Origin of the sequence: Streptomyces sp. NPDC093094 (genome assembly GCF_044754345.1) — a bacterium.
GTDB lineage: Bacteria > Actinomycetota > Actinomycetes > Streptomycetales > Streptomycetaceae > Streptomyces.
Map to the genome: position 1 here is coordinate 38548 of NZ_JBIVOX010000014.1, position 18875 is coordinate 57422.

At 71.7% G+C, this 18875-nt stretch carries 18 protein-coding genes and 1 tRNA gene; 15 read left to right on the forward strand and 4 right to left on the reverse strand.

Features of this window, described 5'->3' with window-relative positions; genetic code table 11:
• Positions 1-18: 18 nt before the first annotated feature.
• A complete protein-coding gene (locus tag ACIQGV_RS27655) occupies positions 19-471 on the forward strand; it encodes an SRPBCC family protein (protein WP_402498792.1) in 453 nt (150 codons plus the stop codon).
• A gap of 39 nt (positions 472-510) precedes the next feature.
• A tRNA-Val gene (locus ACIQGV_RS27660) sits at positions 511-582 on the forward strand.
• 40 nt (positions 583-622) lie between these two features.
• Here the strand turns inward: ACIQGV_RS27660 and ACIQGV_RS27665 are convergent.
• Positions 623-1360 (reverse strand): 3'-5' exonuclease, encoded by a 738-nt coding sequence (locus tag ACIQGV_RS27665; RefSeq protein ID WP_402499088.1) that lies wholly within the window; start codon positions 1358-1360, stop codon positions 623-625.
• Positions 1361-1528: 168 nt separating this feature from the next.
• Here ACIQGV_RS27665 and ACIQGV_RS27670 point away from each other — a divergent pair, with 168 nt between their 5' ends.
• The 3 genes from ACIQGV_RS27670 (at position 1529) to thrS (ending at position 5371) form a co-directional block, all read left to right on the forward strand.
• Positions 1529-2095 carry a DUF4365 domain-containing protein gene (locus tag ACIQGV_RS27670; protein WP_402498795.1) on the forward strand — a complete coding sequence of 189 codons (567 nt, stop codon included), beginning with the start codon at positions 1529-1531 and terminating at the stop codon, positions 2093-2095.
• A complete protein-coding gene (locus tag ACIQGV_RS27675) occupies positions 2092-3303 on the forward strand; it encodes a hypothetical protein (RefSeq protein WP_402498797.1) in 1212 nt (403 codons plus the stop codon). Before ACIQGV_RS27670 ends, ACIQGV_RS27675 begins: the two co-directional genes overlap by 4 nt.
• Before the next feature lie 91 nt (positions 3304-3394).
• Positions 3395-5371, forward strand: coding sequence for a threonine--tRNA ligase (thrS, locus tag ACIQGV_RS27680; protein ID WP_402498799.1), 1977 nt, complete (start codon positions 3395-3397; stop codon positions 5369-5371).
• A gap of 100 nt (positions 5372-5471) precedes the next feature.
• Here the strand turns inward: thrS and ACIQGV_RS27685 are convergent, their stop codons facing one another.
• Entirely contained in the window at positions 5472-6131 is a 660-nt protein-coding gene (locus ACIQGV_RS27685) for a potassium channel family protein (protein ID WP_402498801.1), read from the reverse strand.
• Between the two features lie 67 nt (positions 6132-6198).
• Between ACIQGV_RS27685 and ACIQGV_RS27690 the strand changes: the two genes are divergently transcribed.
• The gene (locus ACIQGV_RS27690) at positions 6199-6756 is read left to right on the forward strand and encodes an HIT family protein (RefSeq protein ID WP_402498804.1); all 558 of its coding nucleotides are present in this window, start codon (positions 6199-6201) and stop codon (positions 6754-6756) included.
• Positions 6757-6820: 64 nt separating this feature from the next.
• Here ACIQGV_RS27690 and ACIQGV_RS27695 read toward each other — a convergent pair whose 3' ends face one another.
• Both ACIQGV_RS27695 and ACIQGV_RS27700 read right to left on the reverse strand, forming a co-directional pair.
• Positions 6821-8482, reverse strand: coding sequence for a hypothetical protein (locus ACIQGV_RS27695; RefSeq protein ID WP_402498806.1), 1662 nt, complete (start codon positions 8480-8482; stop codon positions 6821-6823).
• Positions 8483-8667: 185 nt separating this feature from the next.
• Complete coding sequence (locus ACIQGV_RS27700; RefSeq protein ID WP_402498808.1) at positions 8668-10866, reverse strand: elongation factor G-like protein EF-G2; 2199 nt, start codon at positions 10864-10866, stop codon at positions 8668-8670.
• A gap of 284 nt (positions 10867-11150) precedes the next feature.
• Between ACIQGV_RS27700 and pgsA the strand changes: the two genes are divergently transcribed.
• The 9 genes from pgsA to ruvA all read left to right on the forward strand — a co-directional run bounded on the left by pgsA (position 11151) and on the right by ruvA (position 18857).
• Complete coding sequence (gene pgsA / locus ACIQGV_RS27705) at positions 11151-11972, forward strand: phosphatidylinositol phosphate synthase (protein WP_402498810.1); 822 nt, start codon at positions 11151-11153, stop codon at positions 11970-11972.
• Positions 11969-12913 carry a phosphatidylinositol mannoside acyltransferase gene (locus ACIQGV_RS27710; RefSeq protein ID WP_402498813.1) on the forward strand — a complete coding sequence of 315 codons (945 nt, stop codon included), beginning with the start codon at positions 11969-11971 and terminating at the stop codon, positions 12911-12913. Before pgsA ends, ACIQGV_RS27710 begins: the two co-directional genes overlap by 4 nt.
• Positions 12910-14082, forward strand: a complete 1173-nt coding sequence (locus ACIQGV_RS27715) for a glycosyltransferase family 4 protein (RefSeq protein ID WP_402498815.1) — start codon at positions 12910-12912, stop codon at positions 14080-14082. Before ACIQGV_RS27710 ends, ACIQGV_RS27715 begins: the two co-directional genes overlap by 4 nt.
• 495 nt (positions 14083-14577) lie before the next feature.
• Positions 14578-15120, forward strand: coding sequence for a hypothetical protein (locus ACIQGV_RS27720; RefSeq protein ID WP_402498817.1), 543 nt, complete (start codon positions 14578-14580; stop codon positions 15118-15120).
• Between the two features lie 165 nt (positions 15121-15285).
• A complete protein-coding gene (gene pdxS / locus ACIQGV_RS27725) occupies positions 15286-16191 on the forward strand; it encodes a pyridoxal 5'-phosphate synthase lyase subunit PdxS (RefSeq protein ID WP_402498819.1) in 906 nt (301 codons plus the stop codon).
• 6 nt (positions 16192-16197) lie between these two features.
• Positions 16198-16806, forward strand: a complete 609-nt coding sequence (gene pdxT, locus ACIQGV_RS27730) for a pyridoxal 5'-phosphate synthase glutaminase subunit PdxT (protein ID WP_402498821.1) — start codon at positions 16198-16200, stop codon at positions 16804-16806.
• A gap of 48 nt (positions 16807-16854) precedes the next feature.
• On the forward strand, positions 16855-17607 hold the full coding sequence (locus tag ACIQGV_RS27735; RefSeq protein ID WP_402498823.1) for a YebC/PmpR family DNA-binding transcriptional regulator: 753 nt from the start codon (positions 16855-16857) through the stop codon (positions 17605-17607).
• Positions 17608-17715: 108 nt separating this feature from the next.
• A complete protein-coding gene (ruvC, locus tag ACIQGV_RS27740; RefSeq protein WP_402498825.1) occupies positions 17716-18255 on the forward strand; it encodes a crossover junction endodeoxyribonuclease RuvC in 540 nt (179 codons plus the stop codon).
• Positions 18252-18857, forward strand: coding sequence for a Holliday junction branch migration protein RuvA (gene ruvA / locus ACIQGV_RS27745; protein WP_402498827.1), 606 nt, complete (start codon positions 18252-18254; stop codon positions 18855-18857). The genes ruvC and ruvA overlap by 4 nt, the downstream gene beginning before the upstream one ends.
• The last annotated feature ends 18 nt before the right edge of the window (positions 18858-18875 follow it).

Below are 18875 nucleotides of genomic sequence, written 5' to 3' on the forward strand. Positions count from 1 at the left end.
GCCGGGCACACTGCGCCCATGGACCGCAACCGCAACCGCTACCGCTTCCTCAGCCTGTGGCCGCTGCCCGCGCCGCCCGCGGCCGTCTACGCCGCCCTGGAGCGGGCCGAGGACTATCCGCGCTGGTGGCCGCAGGTCCGCGCCGTCGAACGCCTCGACGACACCACCGGCGTCGTCCGCATCCGTTCCGTCCTGCCGTACGGCATGACGTTCACCGCGCGCGCGGTGCGCCGAGACCCCGCTGCCGGGGTGCTGGAGATCGCCATGAGCGGAGACATCGAGGGCTGGGCCCGCTGGACCGTCACCGCGCACGGCACCGGCAGCCTCGCCCGCTACGACCAGGAGGTCGAGGTCACCAAGCCGCTGCTCAGACGCCTCGCCCTGCCCGGGCGTCCCCTCTTCCGCGTCAACCACCGGCTGATGATGCGCGCCGGGCACCGCGGACTTCTCGCGCACCTGCGGACGGTTTGAACGAACCCCGCGAAGACCTGTATGGTTCAGTGCGTTCCCGGGCGATTAGCTCAGTGGGAGAGCGCTTCGTTCACACCGAAGAGGTCACTGGTTCGAACCCAGTATCGCCCACCGGGAAAAGGCCGGTCCGCCCAGCGCGGACCGGCCTTCCTCATGCCGCGCCCTCCTGCACCGCCCGTGCCTCCGGGCGCATCGGCCACGCCGGGTCGACCACCTCCTCGCTGCCGTTGCGCGCGAACCACGTCTGCAGCCCCCTCGCCTGCGCCGCGTGCCACACCGCCTGAAGAGTGTGCAGTTCGGCGGGGGACAGACGCTCCAGCCGGGAGGCGAACCTGCGCCCCACCGCCCGTACGACCTCCATCGCGGCCAGCGCGTCGGCGCCCGCGTCGTGCGCGTCGTCCAGCGGCACCCCGTAGTGCGCGCACAGGTCCGTCAGCGTGCGCCGGCCCTTGCGGTAGCGGTCCAGATGCTTGTCCAGCACCCTCGGGTCCAGCACCAGCAGCGGCGTCGACTCGAACCAGCGGCCGAGCGACGAGGCACGGTGCCGGCGCAGCTCACGGTCCAGCAGGGTCAGGTCGAACGGCGCGTTCATCACCACCAGAGGGCGGCCCGCGCGCGCCTGTCCGCGCAGTTCGTCGGCTATCTCGTGCATCACCGGCGCCGGCCACCGGCCGTTGCGCCGGAGGTGGTCGTCCGTCAGTCCGTGCACCGCCGTCGCGCCCTCCGGCACCGGCACACCGGGGTTCACCAGCCAGCGGCTCACCCGCGGCCGGGTGCCCGGCGCGTCCTGGACGACGAGAGCGGCCGACACGATCCGGTCGGTCTCGACGTCCACTCCCGTGGTCTCCGTGTCGAATGCCGCCAGGGGACCCTCGTACCAGTTCTTCATCACCCGCAACTCCTTGTTCACCCGCGGCAGCTGACGCGCCGTCTTCCGCCCGTTCGGTGATACCCGGGCTGTTTGCGCGCTACGCCGGAAGGAGACAACAGGAGTACGGGTCTTTGCAGTTCAGCGACCCGGTACGGGGAAAACACCTTGCCTGGAAGGCTGTCGGACATGGCGATAGCGCAGCCCGAGCGGGGCGGGCTGCTGCCCGAGCGCACGAGCCCCCAGCGCGGCACCCTCGCCACCACCGCGTGCATGGAGACACTGCAGGTGGGCTATCTGCACGCGGTCGCCGCCGCGGCCGGCTGCTCGCTGTCCCAGCCGTTCCCGGACAACGGCATCGACTGGCACGTCAGCCACAGCGCCCCCGGGCACACCGTCGACGACGAGGTCACCATCAAGGTCCAGCTGAAGGCGACGTACCAGGTCGCACCGAACCCGGCGGGCCCCTCCTTCTCCTTCACGCTCGACAACGACCACCTGAGGAAACTCGCCCGCACCCCGGTCTCCGTGCACAAGATCCTCGTCGTGATGCTCGTGCCCCGGTCCCAGGACGACTGGCTGCGCGCGAGCCACGACCGGCTCGACCTCAGGCACTGCTGCTACTGGACCAACCTCGCCGGGCACCCGGTCACCGGCCGGTACCGCACCACCGTGCGCATCCCCACCGCACGGATCTTCGACGACCGGGCGCTGTGCGAGATCATGAGCCGGGTCGGAACGGGAGGCAGACCATGACCCACCGCCCGTTCGACGAGCCCCTGCGGCCGGTGCGGCCGCACCCCGAGGACGCCCGCTGGAACCGCCCGCCCGAGCCCGGCGACATCGACCCCGCCGTGCTCGGCGCCCTGCTGCACCGGCACGGCTGGCAGCGGCGCGGCGGGGCCGCCGGACGCTACGGCCGCTGGACCCCGCCCGGACCGGCCGGCGCGGGCACCAGCCTGCTCGTGCCCGAGAGCCGCGCCTTCCCCGACAGCGACGACCTGCTCGGCGAGGCCCTCGTCGCCCTCGCCCGCAGCGGCACGCCCTCCGCCCGTGAGGTCCTCCTCGGGCTCACCGTGCCGAGCGACGAGATCCGCTGGTGGCGCGACGCGCCCGGCGGCCCCCAGGGAGCGGCCCCCTGGACCGTCGAGGAGCAGCTGCGCGCCGCCGCCCGCCAGATCCTGCTCGCCGGCGCCCTCGCCACCCGCGCCCCGGCCGGCTACCACGGAGCCCGGCACCGGCGCCCCGCCGCCGCGCTGCTCGACAGCGTCCTCGTCGGCGCCGACGCCTCGGGCGACCGGCTGACCGCCTTCGTGCCCGTCACCGGCGGCCGCCCCCTCGCCGTACGCCTGCACCAGGCGCTGCACGCCGCCCGGGAGGCCGTCGACTACCAGCGCGCCACCGGCGGCATGGACGCCTTCGACGGCGCGGTCGGGGCGGGCGTGAGCCGCGAGCTCACCGAGGCGCTGATCGCCCTGGTCCGCGGCAGCGAGGGCGCCCGGATCGCCGTCGCCTGGGCCCCCGCCGCGGGCGTGCCCGACGGCTGCGCGTCCGAGCCCGTCGAGTTCTCGCCCGGCGACCTGCCCGCGCTGCGCGCGGCCGGTGCCCGCTATCTGCGTGCCGAGCCCTCCGTACCCGTGACGATCACCGGGGCCGTCGTCCGGATGCGCCGCTCGCAGCCGCGCGGCGAGGGCGGCGTCCGCCTCCGCGTCCTCGCCGGCGCCGAGATCCCGCACGTCCGGGTCGTCCTCGACGAGGAGGACTACCGCATCGCCGGCCACGCCCACCTCGTCGGGCTGCCGGTGCGGGTGCGCGGACGCCTGGAGAGCAGAGGCGGCTTCCGGCGGCTCACCGGAGCCTCGGGAGTGGTCCCCGTGCAGGTCGACGAGGCCGAACGGGACCGGCTGCTGAAGTCCCTCCAGGAGAATCTGGACTTCTTCGAGGAGGCATGCGGAGGGGATTGATTTCGCCCTGGACGGGTGGGGGTCGGTACGATCCTTCAATGCGCGCGCTCCCGGTATGGCGCCGCACCCCACCTGCAGTCAGGAGAGACCGGTGTCAGACGTCCGTGTGATCATCCAACGCGATTCCGAGCGGGAAGAGCGCGCGGTGACGACGGGCACCACGGCCGCCGACCTCTTCGCCGGCGAGCGCTCGATCGTCGCGGCCCGCGTGGGCGGCGAGCTCAAGGACCTCGCCCACGTCCTGCAGGACGGCGAGACCGTCGAGGGCGTCGAGATCTCCTCCCAGGACGGCCTCGACATCCTGCGCCACTCCACCGCGCACGTGATGGCCCAGGCCGTGCAGGAGCTCTTCCCCGAGGCCAAGCTCGGCATCGGCCCGCCCGTCAAGGACGGCTTCTACTACGACTTCGACGTCGAGAAGCCTTTCCACCCCGATGACCTCAAGGCCATCGAGAAGAAGATGCAGGAGATCCAGAAGCGCGGGCAGAAGTTCTCCCGCCGCGTGGTCTCCGACGAGGCCGCCCGCGAGGAGCTCGCGGACGAGCCGTACAAGCTGGAGCTGATCGGCCTCAAGGGCTCCGCCTCCAGCGACGACGGCGCGGACGTCGAGGTCGGCGCCGGCGAGCTGACGATCTACGACAACCTGGACGCCAAGACCGGCGAGCTGTGCTGGAAGGACCTCTGCCGCGGTCCGCACCTGCCCTCCACCCGGCTCATCCCGGCGTTCAAGCTGATGCGCAACGCGGCCGCCTACTGGCGCGGCAGCGAGAAGAACCCCATGCTCCAGCGCATCTACGGCACCGCCTGGCCGTCCAAGGACGAGCTGAAGGCCCACCTCGACTTCCTCGCCGAGGCCGAGAAGCGCGACCACCGCAAGCTGGGCAGCGAGCTCGACCTGTTCTCCGTCCCGGAGCAGATCGGCTCCGGCCTCGCCGTCTTCCACCCCAAGGGCGGCATCGTCCGCCGTGTGATGGAGGACTACTCGCGCCGCCGTCACGAGGAGGAGGGCTACGAGTTCGTCTACACCCCGCACGCGACGAAGGGGAAGCTCTTCGAGACCTCGGGCCACCTGGACTGGTACGCCGACGGCATGTACCCGCCCATGCAGCTCGACGAGGGCGTGGACTACTACCTCAAGCCCATGAACTGCCCGATGCACAACCTGATCTTCGACGCGCGCGGACGGTCGTACCGTGAACTGCCGCTGCGCCTGTTCGAGTTCGGGACCGTGTACCGGTACGAGAAGTCCGGCGTGGTGCACGGCCTCACCCGCGCGCGCGGCTTCACGCAGGACGACGCGCACATCTACTGCACCCGCGAGCAGATGTCGGAGGAGCTCGACAAGACGCTCACCTTCGTCCTCGGGCTGCTGCGGGACTACGGTCTGACCGACTTCTACCTGGAGCTGTCCACCAAGGACCCGGAGAAGTTCGTCGGCTCCGACGAGGTCTGGGAGGAGGCGACCGAGACGCTCCGCCAGGTCGCCGAGAAGCAGGGCCTCCCGCTCGTGCCCGACCCGGGCGGCGCCGCGTTCTACGGGCCGAAGATCTCCGTCCAGACCCGCGACGCCATCGGCCGCACCTGGCAGATGTCGACCATCCAGCTCGACTTCAACCTGCCCGAGCGGTTCGACCTGGAGTACACCTCCGCCGACGGCTCCAAGCAGCGTCCGGTCATGATCCACCGCGCGCTGTTCGGCTCCATCGAGCGCTTCTTCGCGGTGCTCCTGGAGCACTACGCGGGCGCCTTCCCGGCGTGGCTCGCGCCCGTCCAGGCGATCGGCATCCCGATCGGCGACGGGCACGTGGAGTACCTGGAGGAGTTCGCCGCCGAGGCGAAGAAGAAGGGGCTGCGGGTCGAGGTGGACTCGTCCTCGGACCGTATGCAGAAGAAGATCAGGAACGCCCAGAAGCAGAAGACGCCGTTCATGATCATCGTCGGTGACGAGGACATGAACGCGGGCACGGTGTCGTTCCGCTACCGCGACGGCTCGCAGGAGAACGGCATCCCGCGGGACGAGGCGCTGGCGAAGCTCGTCGATGTCGTGGAGCGTCGCGTTCAGGTGTGATGTGTTCCCCGCGCGAGCGGGGGTGTTCCCGACGCCATCGGTCGGACCTGACAGATGTCGACGTGCTCCCGCACACGCGGGATCCAGGCCCCCGGAAGGCTCAGCCTTCCGGGGGCCTCCTGTCGCTCTCGCGGGAGAAGATCTGCAGCAGCCACGACGAGAACGATCCCGTCACCGCCCCGAGCAGGGCCAGCCCGCCGGCCATCATCCCCATCGCGATCGCCCGGCCGCCCGTGGTCACCGGCACGATGTCGCCGTAGCCGACCGTGCTGAGGGTCTCGGCGGCCCACCACAGGGCGTCCCCGAACGACTTCATGGTCGCCCCGGGAGCGCCGCGCTCCAGCTGGTAGACGGCAAGGGCACCGGCGAAGCCGAGGAGCAGCGTCGACAGACTGGCGTAGGAGATCACACGCGCGTGCAGGGAGAGCCGGGGCTCCCCCTGCCGGTGCTGGATGACGTCGTAGAGCGGCACGATCCGCAGCGGCCGCAGCAGCGGCAGGAGCACCACGACCGTGTGCAGGAAGTGCGTCCTGACGAAGTGAAGGAAGCGCTGCCCGCTGAGGCGCCAGCGCACCACGTAGTCCAGGCCGAACAGCAGCCACAGCGCGAGCATCGTGTAGGCGCACATGTCCTTCCAGAAGGAAGGCATGCTCACGGCAAGGACGCGTGCGGCGTAGGCGGCCAGGAAGAGCAGCGACGCCAGGAACAGCGGGATCTCGGTGCGCTGCTCCCAGCGGGCGGAGGGGCTGTCGTCGTCCACCGGCCCAGCTTGGCCGGTGGAGGCCCCCGCGTCGCCCCGGCGACACGCCCCGAACGGGCGAAGCCATATGCTGCACTGCATGACGAGTGAGCCGGAGCAGCAGATCGGAGTGGGGACGCAGGACGCGTTCCAGCGCCTGTGGACCCCCCACCGGATGGCCTACATCCAGGGAGAGAACAAGCCGACCGGCCCCGGGGCCGACGACGGCTGTCCCTTCTGCTCGATCCCGGCCAAGTCGGACGAGGACGGCCTGATCGTCAAACGCGGCGCCCAGGTGTACGCGGTGCTGAACCTGTACCCGTACAACGGCGGGCACCTGATGACCGTGCCCTACCGGCATGTCGCCGACTACACCGATCTGACCGACGCGGAGACCGCCGAGCTGGCCGCGCTGACCAAGCAGGCGATGACGGCCCTGCGCACCGCGTCCGGCGCGCACGGCTTCAACATCGGCATGAACCAGGGCACGGTGGCCGGCGCCGGCATCGCCGCCCATCTGCACCAGCACATCGTGCCGCGCTGGGGCGGCGACACCAACTTCATGCCGGTCGTCGGCCACACCAAGGTGCTGCCGCAGCTTCTCGCCGACACCCGGAAGATGCTGGCGGACGCCTGGCCCGCGTGAGCGGACCGCTCCGGGCGCCGGCGTCCCCGCGTCGTCCGGCGTCCCCGCGTCGTCCATGCGTCGTCTACGCGTCGTAGAGATCGGCCTTCCGCGGTGACGGGTCCTGCACGGCCGTGCTGAGGAAGGCCGAACGCGAGCCGAACTTGTCGGTGTCCACGCCGTTCTCCTCCAGGACCCGGATGGCCGCCGAGTGCACCACCCGCAGGACCGGGGTCGCCGCGCGCAGGGCGTCGTCGGCCATGAAGCGGTGCCGCCAGGGCTGGTCCGCCCAGGCATGCCGCAGACCGAAGGGCTCCGGCAGGCCCATGGAGCCGCCGAGCCATTTCAGCAGCGGCGGGTACCAGGTCAGCGGGGCCCGCACGGCGAGCCGTACGACCTCGTTGGTGGTGACCAGCGGGAGCTTGACCGTACGGCTCTCCCATGGCTTGAACTGTTTGGTGACCTGCTTGGTCGGGGCCTGCGGCTTGGCCATGAACAGCGGGTTGACCGGGCCCAGGGCATGGCCGGTGACCTCGATGCGCAGGGTCGCGTGCAGCACCGTGACGGTGATCAGCATGGTGATGACCAGCTGGCCGTCCCACAGGGTCCACTGGACGCCGAGGTAGTGGCGGTCGCCGGCGCCGAACTGCTGCCGGTTGCAGATCTCCTGTATCGCGTGCGGCTTGATCTGGTACGCCTCGACGTCGGTGCCGTCCGGCCGGGAGACGGCCTTGGCGTTCTCCCCGACCGGGGTGACGATCCAGTGCCGTATGGACGGGGTGGGGAAACCGCCGGTGTTCAGCGGGCCGCGTTCCAGCATGCGCAGCTGGTCGTGGACGGCCCGCACGACGTCCCAGCTGCGGAACGGGTGGATCTCGCGGTCCGCGTCGGCGGCGACCAGCTCCTCGGCGAGCTGCCAGGCGCCCCAGCGGGTGCCCATGCCGAGGATGCCCTTGGGACCGGCGTAGAAGACGGAGTTGGACTGCTGCTCGGCGCTCAGCCGGGCCAGGGACTGGCGCAACTGCTCGGCGGCGGTCTCGCCGGGGCTGCTGGGGACGGCCTCGGGCACCTTGGCGCCGACGCTGCTGCCCGACAGCAGGCTGTCCCAGCGCTCCCGCAGATCCCGCGCGGTCGCCTCGCAGATCCGGCGGGCCCCGAACCAGCCGATGACGGGCATGACGACGGCCGCGCGGGCGTACCACGCCCAGAAGCCGGTGAACGGCATCCGGAGCAGGGCGACGACGGCGAGCGCGCCGACGGCGACGAGCAGGGTGGTGGCGAGCGCGGAGGCACGCCTGTCGTCGCGCTTGTCGATGGTGGCGCGCAGCTGGAACACCAGCAGCCACAGCAGGAAGCCGGGCAGGAACAGCAGTCCGCACACCACGCTGATCGCGGTGAGTTTGTTGTCGCGCTCCCGGCGGATGCGGTTGGCCGCCAGGCAGTGCTCGACGACGACCTGGGGCTCGGTGCCGAAGGACTGGATCAGCGGACTGCGTCCGCTGCCGAGCATGCGGTCGACGACCGCGCGGGAGAACGCCTCGCCGAGGTTGGGCCGGAAGATCGCCGCCCAGGAGCGGCCGTCGTTGACGGTGGTCTGGTGCCAGTCGTTGTCGGCCTTCTTGATGTCCTCCATCGGGCTGTCCCGGTAGGCCGCCGAGGCCAGCGCGTACGTCGCCGTCTGGCTCTCGTCGCCCGTGCGCGGGACCTGTGGTCCGAAGATGTCCGCGTAACCGCTGTCAACGGTCATTCCCGCCCCCGATCGCCGCCGTGTCCGCTTCTGCGGCCTTCCCGACTTCCTTGCCGTGCACACCTGTTGATCAGGCCATCAGCGTATCCGCAGGCACCGGCATCGCGTCGGCGGACGGCCGAAGCCGCCCGCCGACGCGGAGGAACCCGTTCCGCACCAGACCGGCCGACCGGGGAACTCTCCGGCTACGACGCCTCCTTCTCCATCTGGCGCAGCCGTTCGGCGACTTGGGGAGGCATGGGCTCGTGCCGGGCGTAGGAGCGGTCGAAGCGGGCCGTGCCGTGGGAGAGGGAACGCAGGTCGACCGCGTAGCGGCCGATCTCGATCTCCGGCACCTCGGCGCGCACCACGGTGCGTCCGCCGCTGGTCTGCTCGGTGCCCAGGACACGTCCGCGCCGGCCGGACAGGTCGCTCATCACGGCGCCCACGTACTCGTCGCCGACCAGGACGCTCACCTCGGCCACCGGCTCCAGCAGATGGATCCTGGCCTCCGCCGCGGCCTCCCGCAGCGCGAGCGCGCCGGCCGTCTGGAACGCGGCGTCGGAGGAGTCCACCGAGTGGGCCTTGCCGTCCAGCAGCGTGATGCGCACGTCGACCAGGGGATGACCCGCGGCGATGCCCCGGGCCGCCTGGGCGCGCACCCCCTTCTCGACCGAGGGGATGAACTGCCGGGGCACCGCGCCGCCGACCACCTTGTCCACGAACTCGATGCCCGAACCGCCCGGCAGCGGCTCCACCTCGATCTCGCAGATGGCGTACTGCCCGTGCCCGCCGGACTGCTTCACATGCCGGCCGCGCCCCGCCGACCGGTCCGCGAAGGTCTCCCGCAACGGCACCCGGTGCTGTACGACGTCGACCTGGACGCCGTAGCGGCTGCGCAGCCGCTCCAGCGCCACGTCGGCGTGCGCCTCGCCCAGGCACCACAGGACGACCTGGTGGGTGTCCGGGTTCTGCTCCAGCCGCATGGTGGGGTCCTCGGCGGCGAGCCGGGACAGCCCCTGGGAGAGCTTGTCCTCGTCGGCCTTGCTGTGCGCCTGGATGGCCAGCGGGAGCAGCGGGTCGGGCATCTGCCAGGGTTCCATCAGCAGCGGGTCGTCCTTGGCGGAGAGCGTGTCGCCGGTCTCCGCGCGGTTCAGTTTGGCCACACAGGCCAGATCGCCGGCCACGACGTGGGCGACCGGGCGCTGCTGCTTGCCGAACGGCGTGGACAGGGCGCCGACGCGCTCGTCCACGTCGTGGTCCTCGTGCCCGCGGTCGGCGAGACCGTGCCCGGAGACGTGCACCGTCTCGTCGGGCCGCAGGGTGCCGGAGAACACACGGACCAGGGAGACCCGTCCGACGTAGGGGTCCGAGGCGGTCTTGACGACCTCGGCGACGAGCGGTCCGGCCGGGTCGCAGGCCATGACCTCACGCGGACTGCCGTCGGGCGTGGTGACCGAGGGCGCCTCGCGTTCCAGCGGGGTCGGGAAGCCGCGGGTGACCAGTTCCAGCAGTTCCACCGTGCCGAGGCCCTGCCGGGAGCCCTCGGCGGCGGGGGCGGCGGCCAGGACGGGGAAGAAGACGCCCTGTGCCACGGCCCGTTCCAGGTCCTGGATCAGCGTCTTGACGTCGATCGGCTCCCCGCCGACGTAGCGGTCCATGAGGGTCTCGTCCTCGCTCTCGGCGATGATGCCCTCGATGAGCCGGTTGCGGGCCTCCTCGATCAGCGGCAGCTCGTCCTCGCCGGGTTCCCGCTCCGCGCGCTGCCCGCCGGAGTAGTCGAACAGCTTCTGCGACAGCAGTCCGATCAGGCCGGTCACGGGCGCGTGCCCGTCCGGGGCCTGCGGGCCGTGCAGCGGCAGGTACAGCGGCAGCACGGCGTCCGGATCGTCCCCGCCGAACGCCTCGGCGCAGACCCGGGTCATCTCCTCGAAGTCGGCGCGCGCCGACTCCAGGTGCGTGACGACGATGGCCCGCGGCATGCCGACCGCCGCGCACTCCTCCCACACCATGCGGGTGGAGCCGTCCACGCCGTCCGACGCCGAGACGACGAAAAGGGCCGCGTCCGCCGCTCGCAGACCGGCCCGCAGTTCCCCGACGAAGTCGGCGTATCCGGGGGTGTCCAACAGGTTGATCTTGATGCCGTCCCATTCGACCGGCACCAGGGAGAGCTGCACCGAGCGCTGCTGCCGGTGCTCCATGTCGTCGTAGTCGGAGACGGTGCCGCCGTCCTCCACGCGGCCGGCCCGGTTCACCGCCCCTGCCGTCAGCGCGAGGGCTTCCACCAAGGTGGTCTTGCCCGATCCGGAGTGGCCGACCAGCACCACATTCCGTACGGACGCGGGATGGTCGGCCGCCGTTGCCCTGCCGGCGGCCCCGGGGTGTGTATGTGCCTTGTCGCCCATGGCCTTGCCTCCCGTGCACGGGTGAGGTCCTTGTGGGCGCGGACGCGCGGGACCCGCGTGCTGCGGCGGCTCCGGCGACGCCCGCGGTCCTTCGAGCTTTCCACTCCCGTCACGGTGCGTCCATACGGGCGACGCGAACCGGCCGCCGGGCACCCGGTGCGGGCCATCCGCCTCATCCCGGGACGGGGTGTGGGTGCCCGGCAGTCGCGCACCCGTGCGCGTGACTACGATGGGCCAGCCGGAGGCCAGCAGGGGCCGCGGCGACAGCGACCCTCGGGAAGGCCATGCTGAACAAGTACGCGCGTGCATTCTTCACGCGTGTCCTCACACCGTTCGCCGCGTTTCTGATCCGCCGGGGCGTCAGCCCCGACACGGTCACGCTGATCGGCACCGCCGGCGTGGTCGTGGGCGCGCTGGTCTTCTTCCCCCGGGGCGAGTTCTTCTGGGGCACGATCGTGATCACCGCGTTCGTGTTCTCCGACCTCGTCGACGGCAACATGGCACGCCAGCTGGGCCGCTCCAGCCGCTGGGGCGCGTTCCTCGACTCCACGCTGGACCGGGTCGCGGACGGCGCCATCTTCGGCGGTTTCGCCCTCTGGTACGCCGGCAGCGGCGACGACAACGCGCTGTGCGCGGTGTCGATCTTCTGTCTCGCCAGCGGCCAGGTGGTGTCGTACACCAAGGCCCGCGGCGAGTCGATCGGTCTGCCGGTGGCGGTCAACGGGCTCGTGGAGCGTGCCGAGCGGCTGGTGATCTCCCTGGTCGCTGCCGGTCTCGCGGGTCTGCACGCCTTCGGTGTGCCCGGCGTCGACGTGCTGCTGCCGATCGCCCTGTGGCTGGTCGCGGCGGGCAGCCTGGTCACGCTGATCCAGCGTGTGGTGACCGTGCGCCGGGAGTCCGCCGAGGTCGAGGCGGCGGCCGCGGCCGCCGCGGGCGAGAACGCCGAGAACGCCTCTCGCGCGGCCGAGAACGGCTCCCCGGCGGCCGAGGACGGCTCTCATACGGCCGAGAACGGCGCCCGCACGGTCGAGAACGGCGCCCGCAAGGCCGAGAACGGCTCCTTCGGGGCCCGGAACGCCTCCCAGGGGAGCGAGGCGGCGAAGTGAGCGCAGCCGAGCGTCTGACGGACGCCCTGTACGGGATCGGCTGGAGCACGGTCAGGAAGCTCCCCGAGCCGGCCGCCGTGCGCCTCGGCCGCGCCGTCGCCGACCTGGCCTGGAAGCGGCGCGGCAAGGGCGTGCTCAGGCTGGAGGGCAACTACGCGCGCGTGGTGCCGGGCGCGAGCCCCGAGCGGCTGGCCGAACTGTCCCGCGCGGGCATGCGCTCCTACCTGCGCTACTGGATGGAGTCCTTCCGGCTGCCCGCCTGGAGCGCCGACCGGGTCCGGGGCGGCTTCGACCCCAAGGACGTGCACCATCTGACCGACGGGCTCGCCGCGGGCAACGGCGTCATCCTCGCGCTGCCGCACCTGGCCAACTGGGACCTGGCCGGCGCCTGGGTCACCACCGAGCTGGAGACCCCTTTCACGACCGTCGCCGAGCGGCTGAAGCCCGAGACGCTCTACGACCGCTTCGTCGCCTACCGCGAGGGCCTGGGCATGGAGGTCCTGCCGCACAGCGGCGGCTCCGCCTTCGGCACGCTGGCCCGCCGGCTGCGCGAGGGCGGTCTGGTCTGCCTGGTCGCCGACCGCGACCTGTCGGCCTCCGGGGTCGAGGTGGAGTTCTTCGGCGAGACGGCCCGCATGCCGGCCGGTCCCGCCCTGCTGGCCCAGCAGACCGGCGCCCTGCTGCTCCCCGTCACGCTCTGGTACGACGACTCGCCCGTCATGCGGGGGCGGGTGCACCCGCCGGTCGAGGTGCCCGCGTCAGGCACGCGCGCCGAGAAGACGTCTGTCATGACACAGGCCCTGGCCGACGCCTTCGCCACGGGCATCGCCGACCATCCGGAGGACTGGCACATGCTGCAACGGCTGTGGCTCGCCGACCTCGATCCCGCCGCAGACAGGGCCGCGGGCCCGGCCGCCGGCCCGGCGAAGGGATCCCCGTGAGGATCGGCATCGTCTGCCCGTACTCCTGGGACGTGCCGGGCGGCGTCCAGTTCCACATCCGCGACCTCGCCGAGTACTTCATCCGCCTCGGCCACGAGGTGTCCGTCCTGGCGCCCGCCGACGACGACACCCCGCTGCCGCCGTACGTCGTCTCCGCGGGCCGCGCGGTCCCGGTGCCGTACAACGGCTCGGTGGCCCGTCTGAACTTCGGTTTCCTGTCGGCCGCCCGGGTCCGCCGCTGGCTGCACGAGGGCGCGTTCGACGTGGTCCACATCCATGAACCGACCTCGCCGTCCCTGGGACTGCTGACCTGCTGGGCCGCGCAGGGCCCGATGGTGGCGACCTTCCACACCTCCAACCCGCGCTCCAAGGCGATGATCGCCGCGTACTCGATCCTCCAGGCCGCCCTGGAGAAGATCAGCGCCCGGATCGCGGTCAGCGAGTACGCCCGCCGCACCCTGGTCGAGCACCTCGGCGGGGACGCGGTGGTGATCCCCAACGGTGTCGACGTCGACTTCTTCGCCGAGGCCGAGCCCAAGCCGGAGTGGCAGGGGGAGACGATCGGCTTCATGGGCCGCATCGACGAGCCCCGCAAGGGGCTGCCCGTGCTGATGAAGGCGCTGCCGCGGATCTTCGCCGAGCACCCGGGCGCACGGCTGCTGATCGCCGGGCGCGGTGACGAGGCGGCGGCCCTGGCCCAGCTGCCGCCCGAGCTGCACGCGCGCGTGGAGTTCCTCGGCATGATCAGCGACGAGGACAAGGCGCGCTTCCTGCGCAGCGTCGACCTGTACGTCGCGCCCAACACCGGAGGGGAGAGCTTCGGCATCATCCTGGTCGAGGCGATGTCCGCGGGCGCCCCCGTCCTCGCCTCCGACCTCGACGCCTTCGCCCAGGTCCTCGACAAGGGCGCGGCCGGGGAGCTCTTCGCCAACGAGGACGCCGACGCCCTCGCCGAGGCGGCCGTGCGGCTCCTGGCCGACGAGGGCCGCCGCACCGAGCTGAGCGAGCGCGGCAGCGCGCACGTACGCCGCTTCGACTGGTCCACGGTCGGCGCGGACATCCTCTCCGTCTACGAGACGGTCACGGCGGGCGCGGCCGCGGTGGCGGCGGCGGACGACCGCGAGCCGGGCACGGGCCTGCGCGCACGATTCGGCCTGGCCAGGGACTGACGCCCCGGGAACGGTCGCGCTCCGGGGCCGGTCTCCACGGGCCTGGGCGGCGGGCCTCCACGGGGATGGGCGGTGGCCTCGGACCTGCGTGGCCGGCCTCTACGGGCCTGTGTGGCGGGCCTCTACGGGCCTGCGCCGCGGCCTCCACGGGCATCTGCGGCCGGGACAGCCACGGGCATCTGCGGCCGGGACAGCCACGGGCATGCGTGGCCATATGCGGCCGGAACCCCACGGCCGTGTGCGGCCAGCCCCCACAGGCATGGGATCCGCCCCCACAGGCATGGGATCCGCCTTCACGGGCATGGGACCCGCCTTCACCGGCATCACGGTCCGCCCTCGCGGCATGCGGGACCGGTTCTTCACGGACAGGACCCGACCGGGCCGGGGCCGCCGTTCCGGTGCGGCGGCCGTCCCCGGGGCGGCCGCTCCGGCGGGGCCGCCGGAGCCGGGGCGGTGGGCCTGGGCGGGTGAGGGGCCGCGATAGCCTTGCCGCCCGTGACCGCAACCCTGATCTGGATCCTCGTCGCCCTCGTCGCGATCGGCTTGTACCTGAGCTGGACGGCGGGACGGCTGGACCGTCTGCACTCCCGGATCGACGCCGCCCGGGCCGCGCTGGACGCGCAGTTGCTGCGGCGGGCCTCCGTGACCCAGGAACTGGCCACGTCCGGCGTGCTCGATCCGGCCGCCTCGATCGTCCTGTACGAGTCCGCGCACGCCGCCCGGCAGGCCGAGGACGAGCAGCGGGAGGTCGCCGAGAGCGAGCTGAGCCAGGCCCTGCGGGCCGTCTTCGAGGACGCCGGACAGGTGGAGGCGGTGCGCGAGGCGCCCGGGGGAGAGGAGGCCGCCCGCGAGCTCACCGAGGCTGTGCGGCGTGTGCCGATGGCCCGCCGGTTCCACAACGACGCCGTCGGCGCGGCCCGCCGCCTGCGTGAGCACCGCAAGGTCCGCTGGTTCCGCCTGGCAGGCCACGCCCCCTTCCCGATGGCCTTCGAGATGGACGACGAGCCCCCGGTGGCCCTGGTCGAGCGAGCCGTCTGACCAGGGCTTTCCATATCCCTGGCGAAAAGCGGGTGGCGTGTTCCGGGGCACCGGCCGACGCGAAAACGATCCACCGCCTTCCCATTGGCCCTTGCTGTGGACTGGACCCTTCACGTTTCCTCAGTGCTGCAGAAACCCTCTTTTCACCTTCAGTGAGGTCAATCCGTGTCCATCATCGAGAACCAGGCCCCCGCCACCGGCACCGCTCGCGTCAAGCGCGGCATGGCCGAGCAGCTCAAGGGCGGCGTGATCATGGACGTCGTCACGCCGGAGCAGGCGAAGATCGCCGAGGACGCGGGCGCCGTCGCCGTCATGGCCCTGGAGCGGGTCCCGGCCGACATCCGCAAGGACGGCGGCGTGGCCCGGATGTCCGACCCGGACATGATCGAGGGCATCATCGAGGCGGTCTCCATCCCGGTGATGGCCAAGTCCCGCATCGGCCACTTCGTCGAGGCCCAGGTCCTGCAGTCCCTCGGTGTCGACTACATCGACGAGTCCGAGGTCCTCACCCCGGCCGATGAGGTCAACCACAGCGACAAGTTCGCCTTCACCACCCCCTTCGTCTGCGGTGCCACCAACCTCGGTGAGGCCCTGCGCCGTATCGCCGAGGGCGCCGCGATGATCCGTTCCAAGGGCGAGGCCGGCACCGGCAACGTCGTCGAGGCGGTCCGCCACCTGCGCCAGATCAAGAACGAGATCGCCAAGCTGCGCGGCTTCGACAACAACGAGCTGTACGCCGCCGCCAAGGACCTGCGCGCCCCGTACGAGCTGGTCAAGGAGGTCGCCGAGCTGGGCAAGCTCCCGGTCGTGCTGTTCTCCGCCGGTGGTGTCGCCACCCCGGCCGACGCCGCGCTGATGCGCCAGCTCGGCGCCGAGGGCGTCTTCGTCGGCTCCGGCATCTTCAAGTCCGGCGACCCGGCCAAGCGCGCCGCCGCCATCGTGAAGGCCACCACCTTCTACGACGACCCGAAGATCATCGCCGACGCGTCCCGCAACCTGGGCGAGGCCATGGTCGGCATCAACTGCGACACCCTCCCCGAGGCCGAGCGCTACGCGAACCGGGGCTGGTAAGCACCCATGGGCCACACCCCCGTCATCGGCGTCCTGGCCCTTCAGGGCGACGTACGGGAGCACCTCATCGCCCTGGCCGCGGCCGACGCCGTGGCCAGGCCGGTCAGGCGCCCCGAGGAGCTCGCCGAGGTGGACGGACTGGTTCTCCCCGGCGGGGAGTCCACCACGATCTCCAAGCTGGCCGTCCTCTTCGGCGTGATGGAGCCCCTGCGCGCACGTGTGCGTGAGGGCCTGCCCGTCTACGGCACCTGCGCGGGCATGATCATGCTCGCCGACAAGATCCTCGACCCGCGCTCGGGCCAGGAGACCGTCGGCGGCATCGACATGATCGTGCGCCGCAACGCCTTCGGCCGCCAGAACGAGTCCTTCGAGGCCACGGTCGACGTCAAGGGCATATCGGGCGATCCTGTGGAGGGCGTCTTCATCCGCGCCCCCTGGGTCGAGTCCGTGGGAGCCCGCGCCGAGGTGCTCGCCGAGCACGACGGCCACATCGTCGCGGTCCGCCAGGGCAACGCGCTGGCCACGTCGTTCCACCCCGAACTGACCGGCGACCACCGCGTGCACGCGCTCTTTGTCGACATGGTGCGCGCCGACAGGACGGCCGAGTCCTTGTAGGATCTCTGGCGTTCGTTATGTGGATGGTTACGCGAAGGAGACAGGCAGATGTCCGGCCACTCTAAATGGGCTACGACGAAGCACAAGAAGGCCGTGATCGATGCCAAGCGCGGCAAGCTCTTCGCGAAGCTGATCAAGAACATCGAGGTCGCGGCCCGTATGGGCGGCGTCGACATCGAGGGCAACCCGACTCTCTACGACGCCATCCAGAAGGCGAAGAAGCAGTCGGTCCCCAACAAGAACATCGACTCCGCGGTCAAGCGCGGCGGTGGTCTCGAGGCCGGCGGCGCCGACTACGAAACGATCATGTACGAGGGTTACGGCCCGAACGGTGTCGCGGTGCTCATCGAGTGCCTCACCGACAACCGCAACCGCGCCGCCTCCGACGTCCGCGTGGCCATGACCCGCAACGGCGGCAACATGGCCGACCCGGGATCGGTCTCGTACATGTTCAGCCGCAAGGGCGTGATCATCGTTCCCAAGGGCGAGCTGTCCGAGGACGACGTCCTCACCGCCGTCCTGGAGGCGGGCGCCGAGGAGGTCAACGACCTCGGTGAGACCTTCGAGGTGATCAGCGAGGCCACCGACCTGGTCGCGGTCCGCACCGCCCTCCAGGAGGCCGGCATCGACTACGACTCCGCCGAGTCCAGCTTCGTGCCGTCCGTCCAGGTCGAACTGGACGAGGAGGGCGCCAAGAAGATCTTCAAGCTGATCGACGCCCTGGAGGACAGCGACGACGTGCAGAACGTCTTCGCCAACTTCGACGTCAGCGACGAGGTCATGGAGAAGGTCGACGCCTGACCCGCGCGCGGGACGAACGGGCCGACGGGAACACACCCCGTCGGCCCGTCGCGTTGTCAGTGGCACCCGATAGCCTGCACAAACAGGAGATCGAAAAGGGAGAAGCGCGTGCGCGTACTCGGGGTGGACCCTGGACTGACGCGATGCGGTGTCGGCGTGGTCGAGGGGGTCGCCGGCCGGCCGCTCACCATGGTCGGCGTCGGCGTCGTCCGCACGCCCCCCGACGCCGACCTCGGCCACCGTCTCGTCGCCGTCGAGCAGGGCATCGAGGAGTGGCTCGACCGGTACCGGCCGGAGTTCGTGGCGGTGGAGCGCGTCTTCAGCCAGCACAACGTCCGGACCGTCATGGGCACCGCCCAGGCCAGCGCCGTCGCCCTGCTGTGCGCCACCCGCCGCGGCATCCCCGTCGCCCTGCACACCCCCAGCGAGGTCAAGGCCGCCGTCACCGGCAGCGGCCGCGCCGACAAGGCACAGGTCGGGGCCATGGTCACCCGGCTGCTCAGGCTGGACGCCCCGCCCAAGCCCGCCGACGCCGCCGACGCCCTCGCGCTCGCCATCTGCCACATCTGGCGAGCCCCCGCCCAGAACCGGCTCCAGCAGGCCGTGGCCCTGCACGCCGCCAGAGCACCGAAAGGCCGTACGGCATGATCGCCTTCGTCAGCGGCACGGTCGCCGCCCTCGCCCCGGACGCCGCGGTCGTCGAGGTCGGCGGCGTCGGCATGGCCGTCCAGTGCACGCCGAACACCCTGTCCGCACTGCGCGTCGGACAGCCCGCCAAGCTGCACACCTCCCTCGTCGTCCGGGAGGACTCGCTCACCCTCTACGGCTTCGCCGACGACGACGAGCGCCAGGTCTTCGTGCTGCTCCAGACCGCCAGCGGCGTCGGCCCGAGACTCGCCCAGGCGATGCTCGCCGTGCACAGCCCCGACGCCCTGCGCCGCGCGGTCGCCACCAGCGACGAGAAGGCCCTCATCGCCGTCCCCGGCATCGGCAGGAAGGGCGCGCAGAAGCTGCTGCTGGAGCTGAAGGACCGCCTCGGCGAACCCGTCGGCGCCCCCGCGATCGGCGCCCCGGTCACCCAGGGCTGGCGCGACCAGCTGCACGCCGCCCTGATCGGACTCGGCTACGCCACCCGCGAGGCCGACGAGGCCGTCACCGCCGTCGCCCCGCAGGCCGAGGCCGCCGCGGGCACGCCCCAGGTGGGGCAGCTGCTGAAGGCGGCCCTGCAGACGCTGAACCGAGCCCGCTGACCACACCTTTGTTGAGGC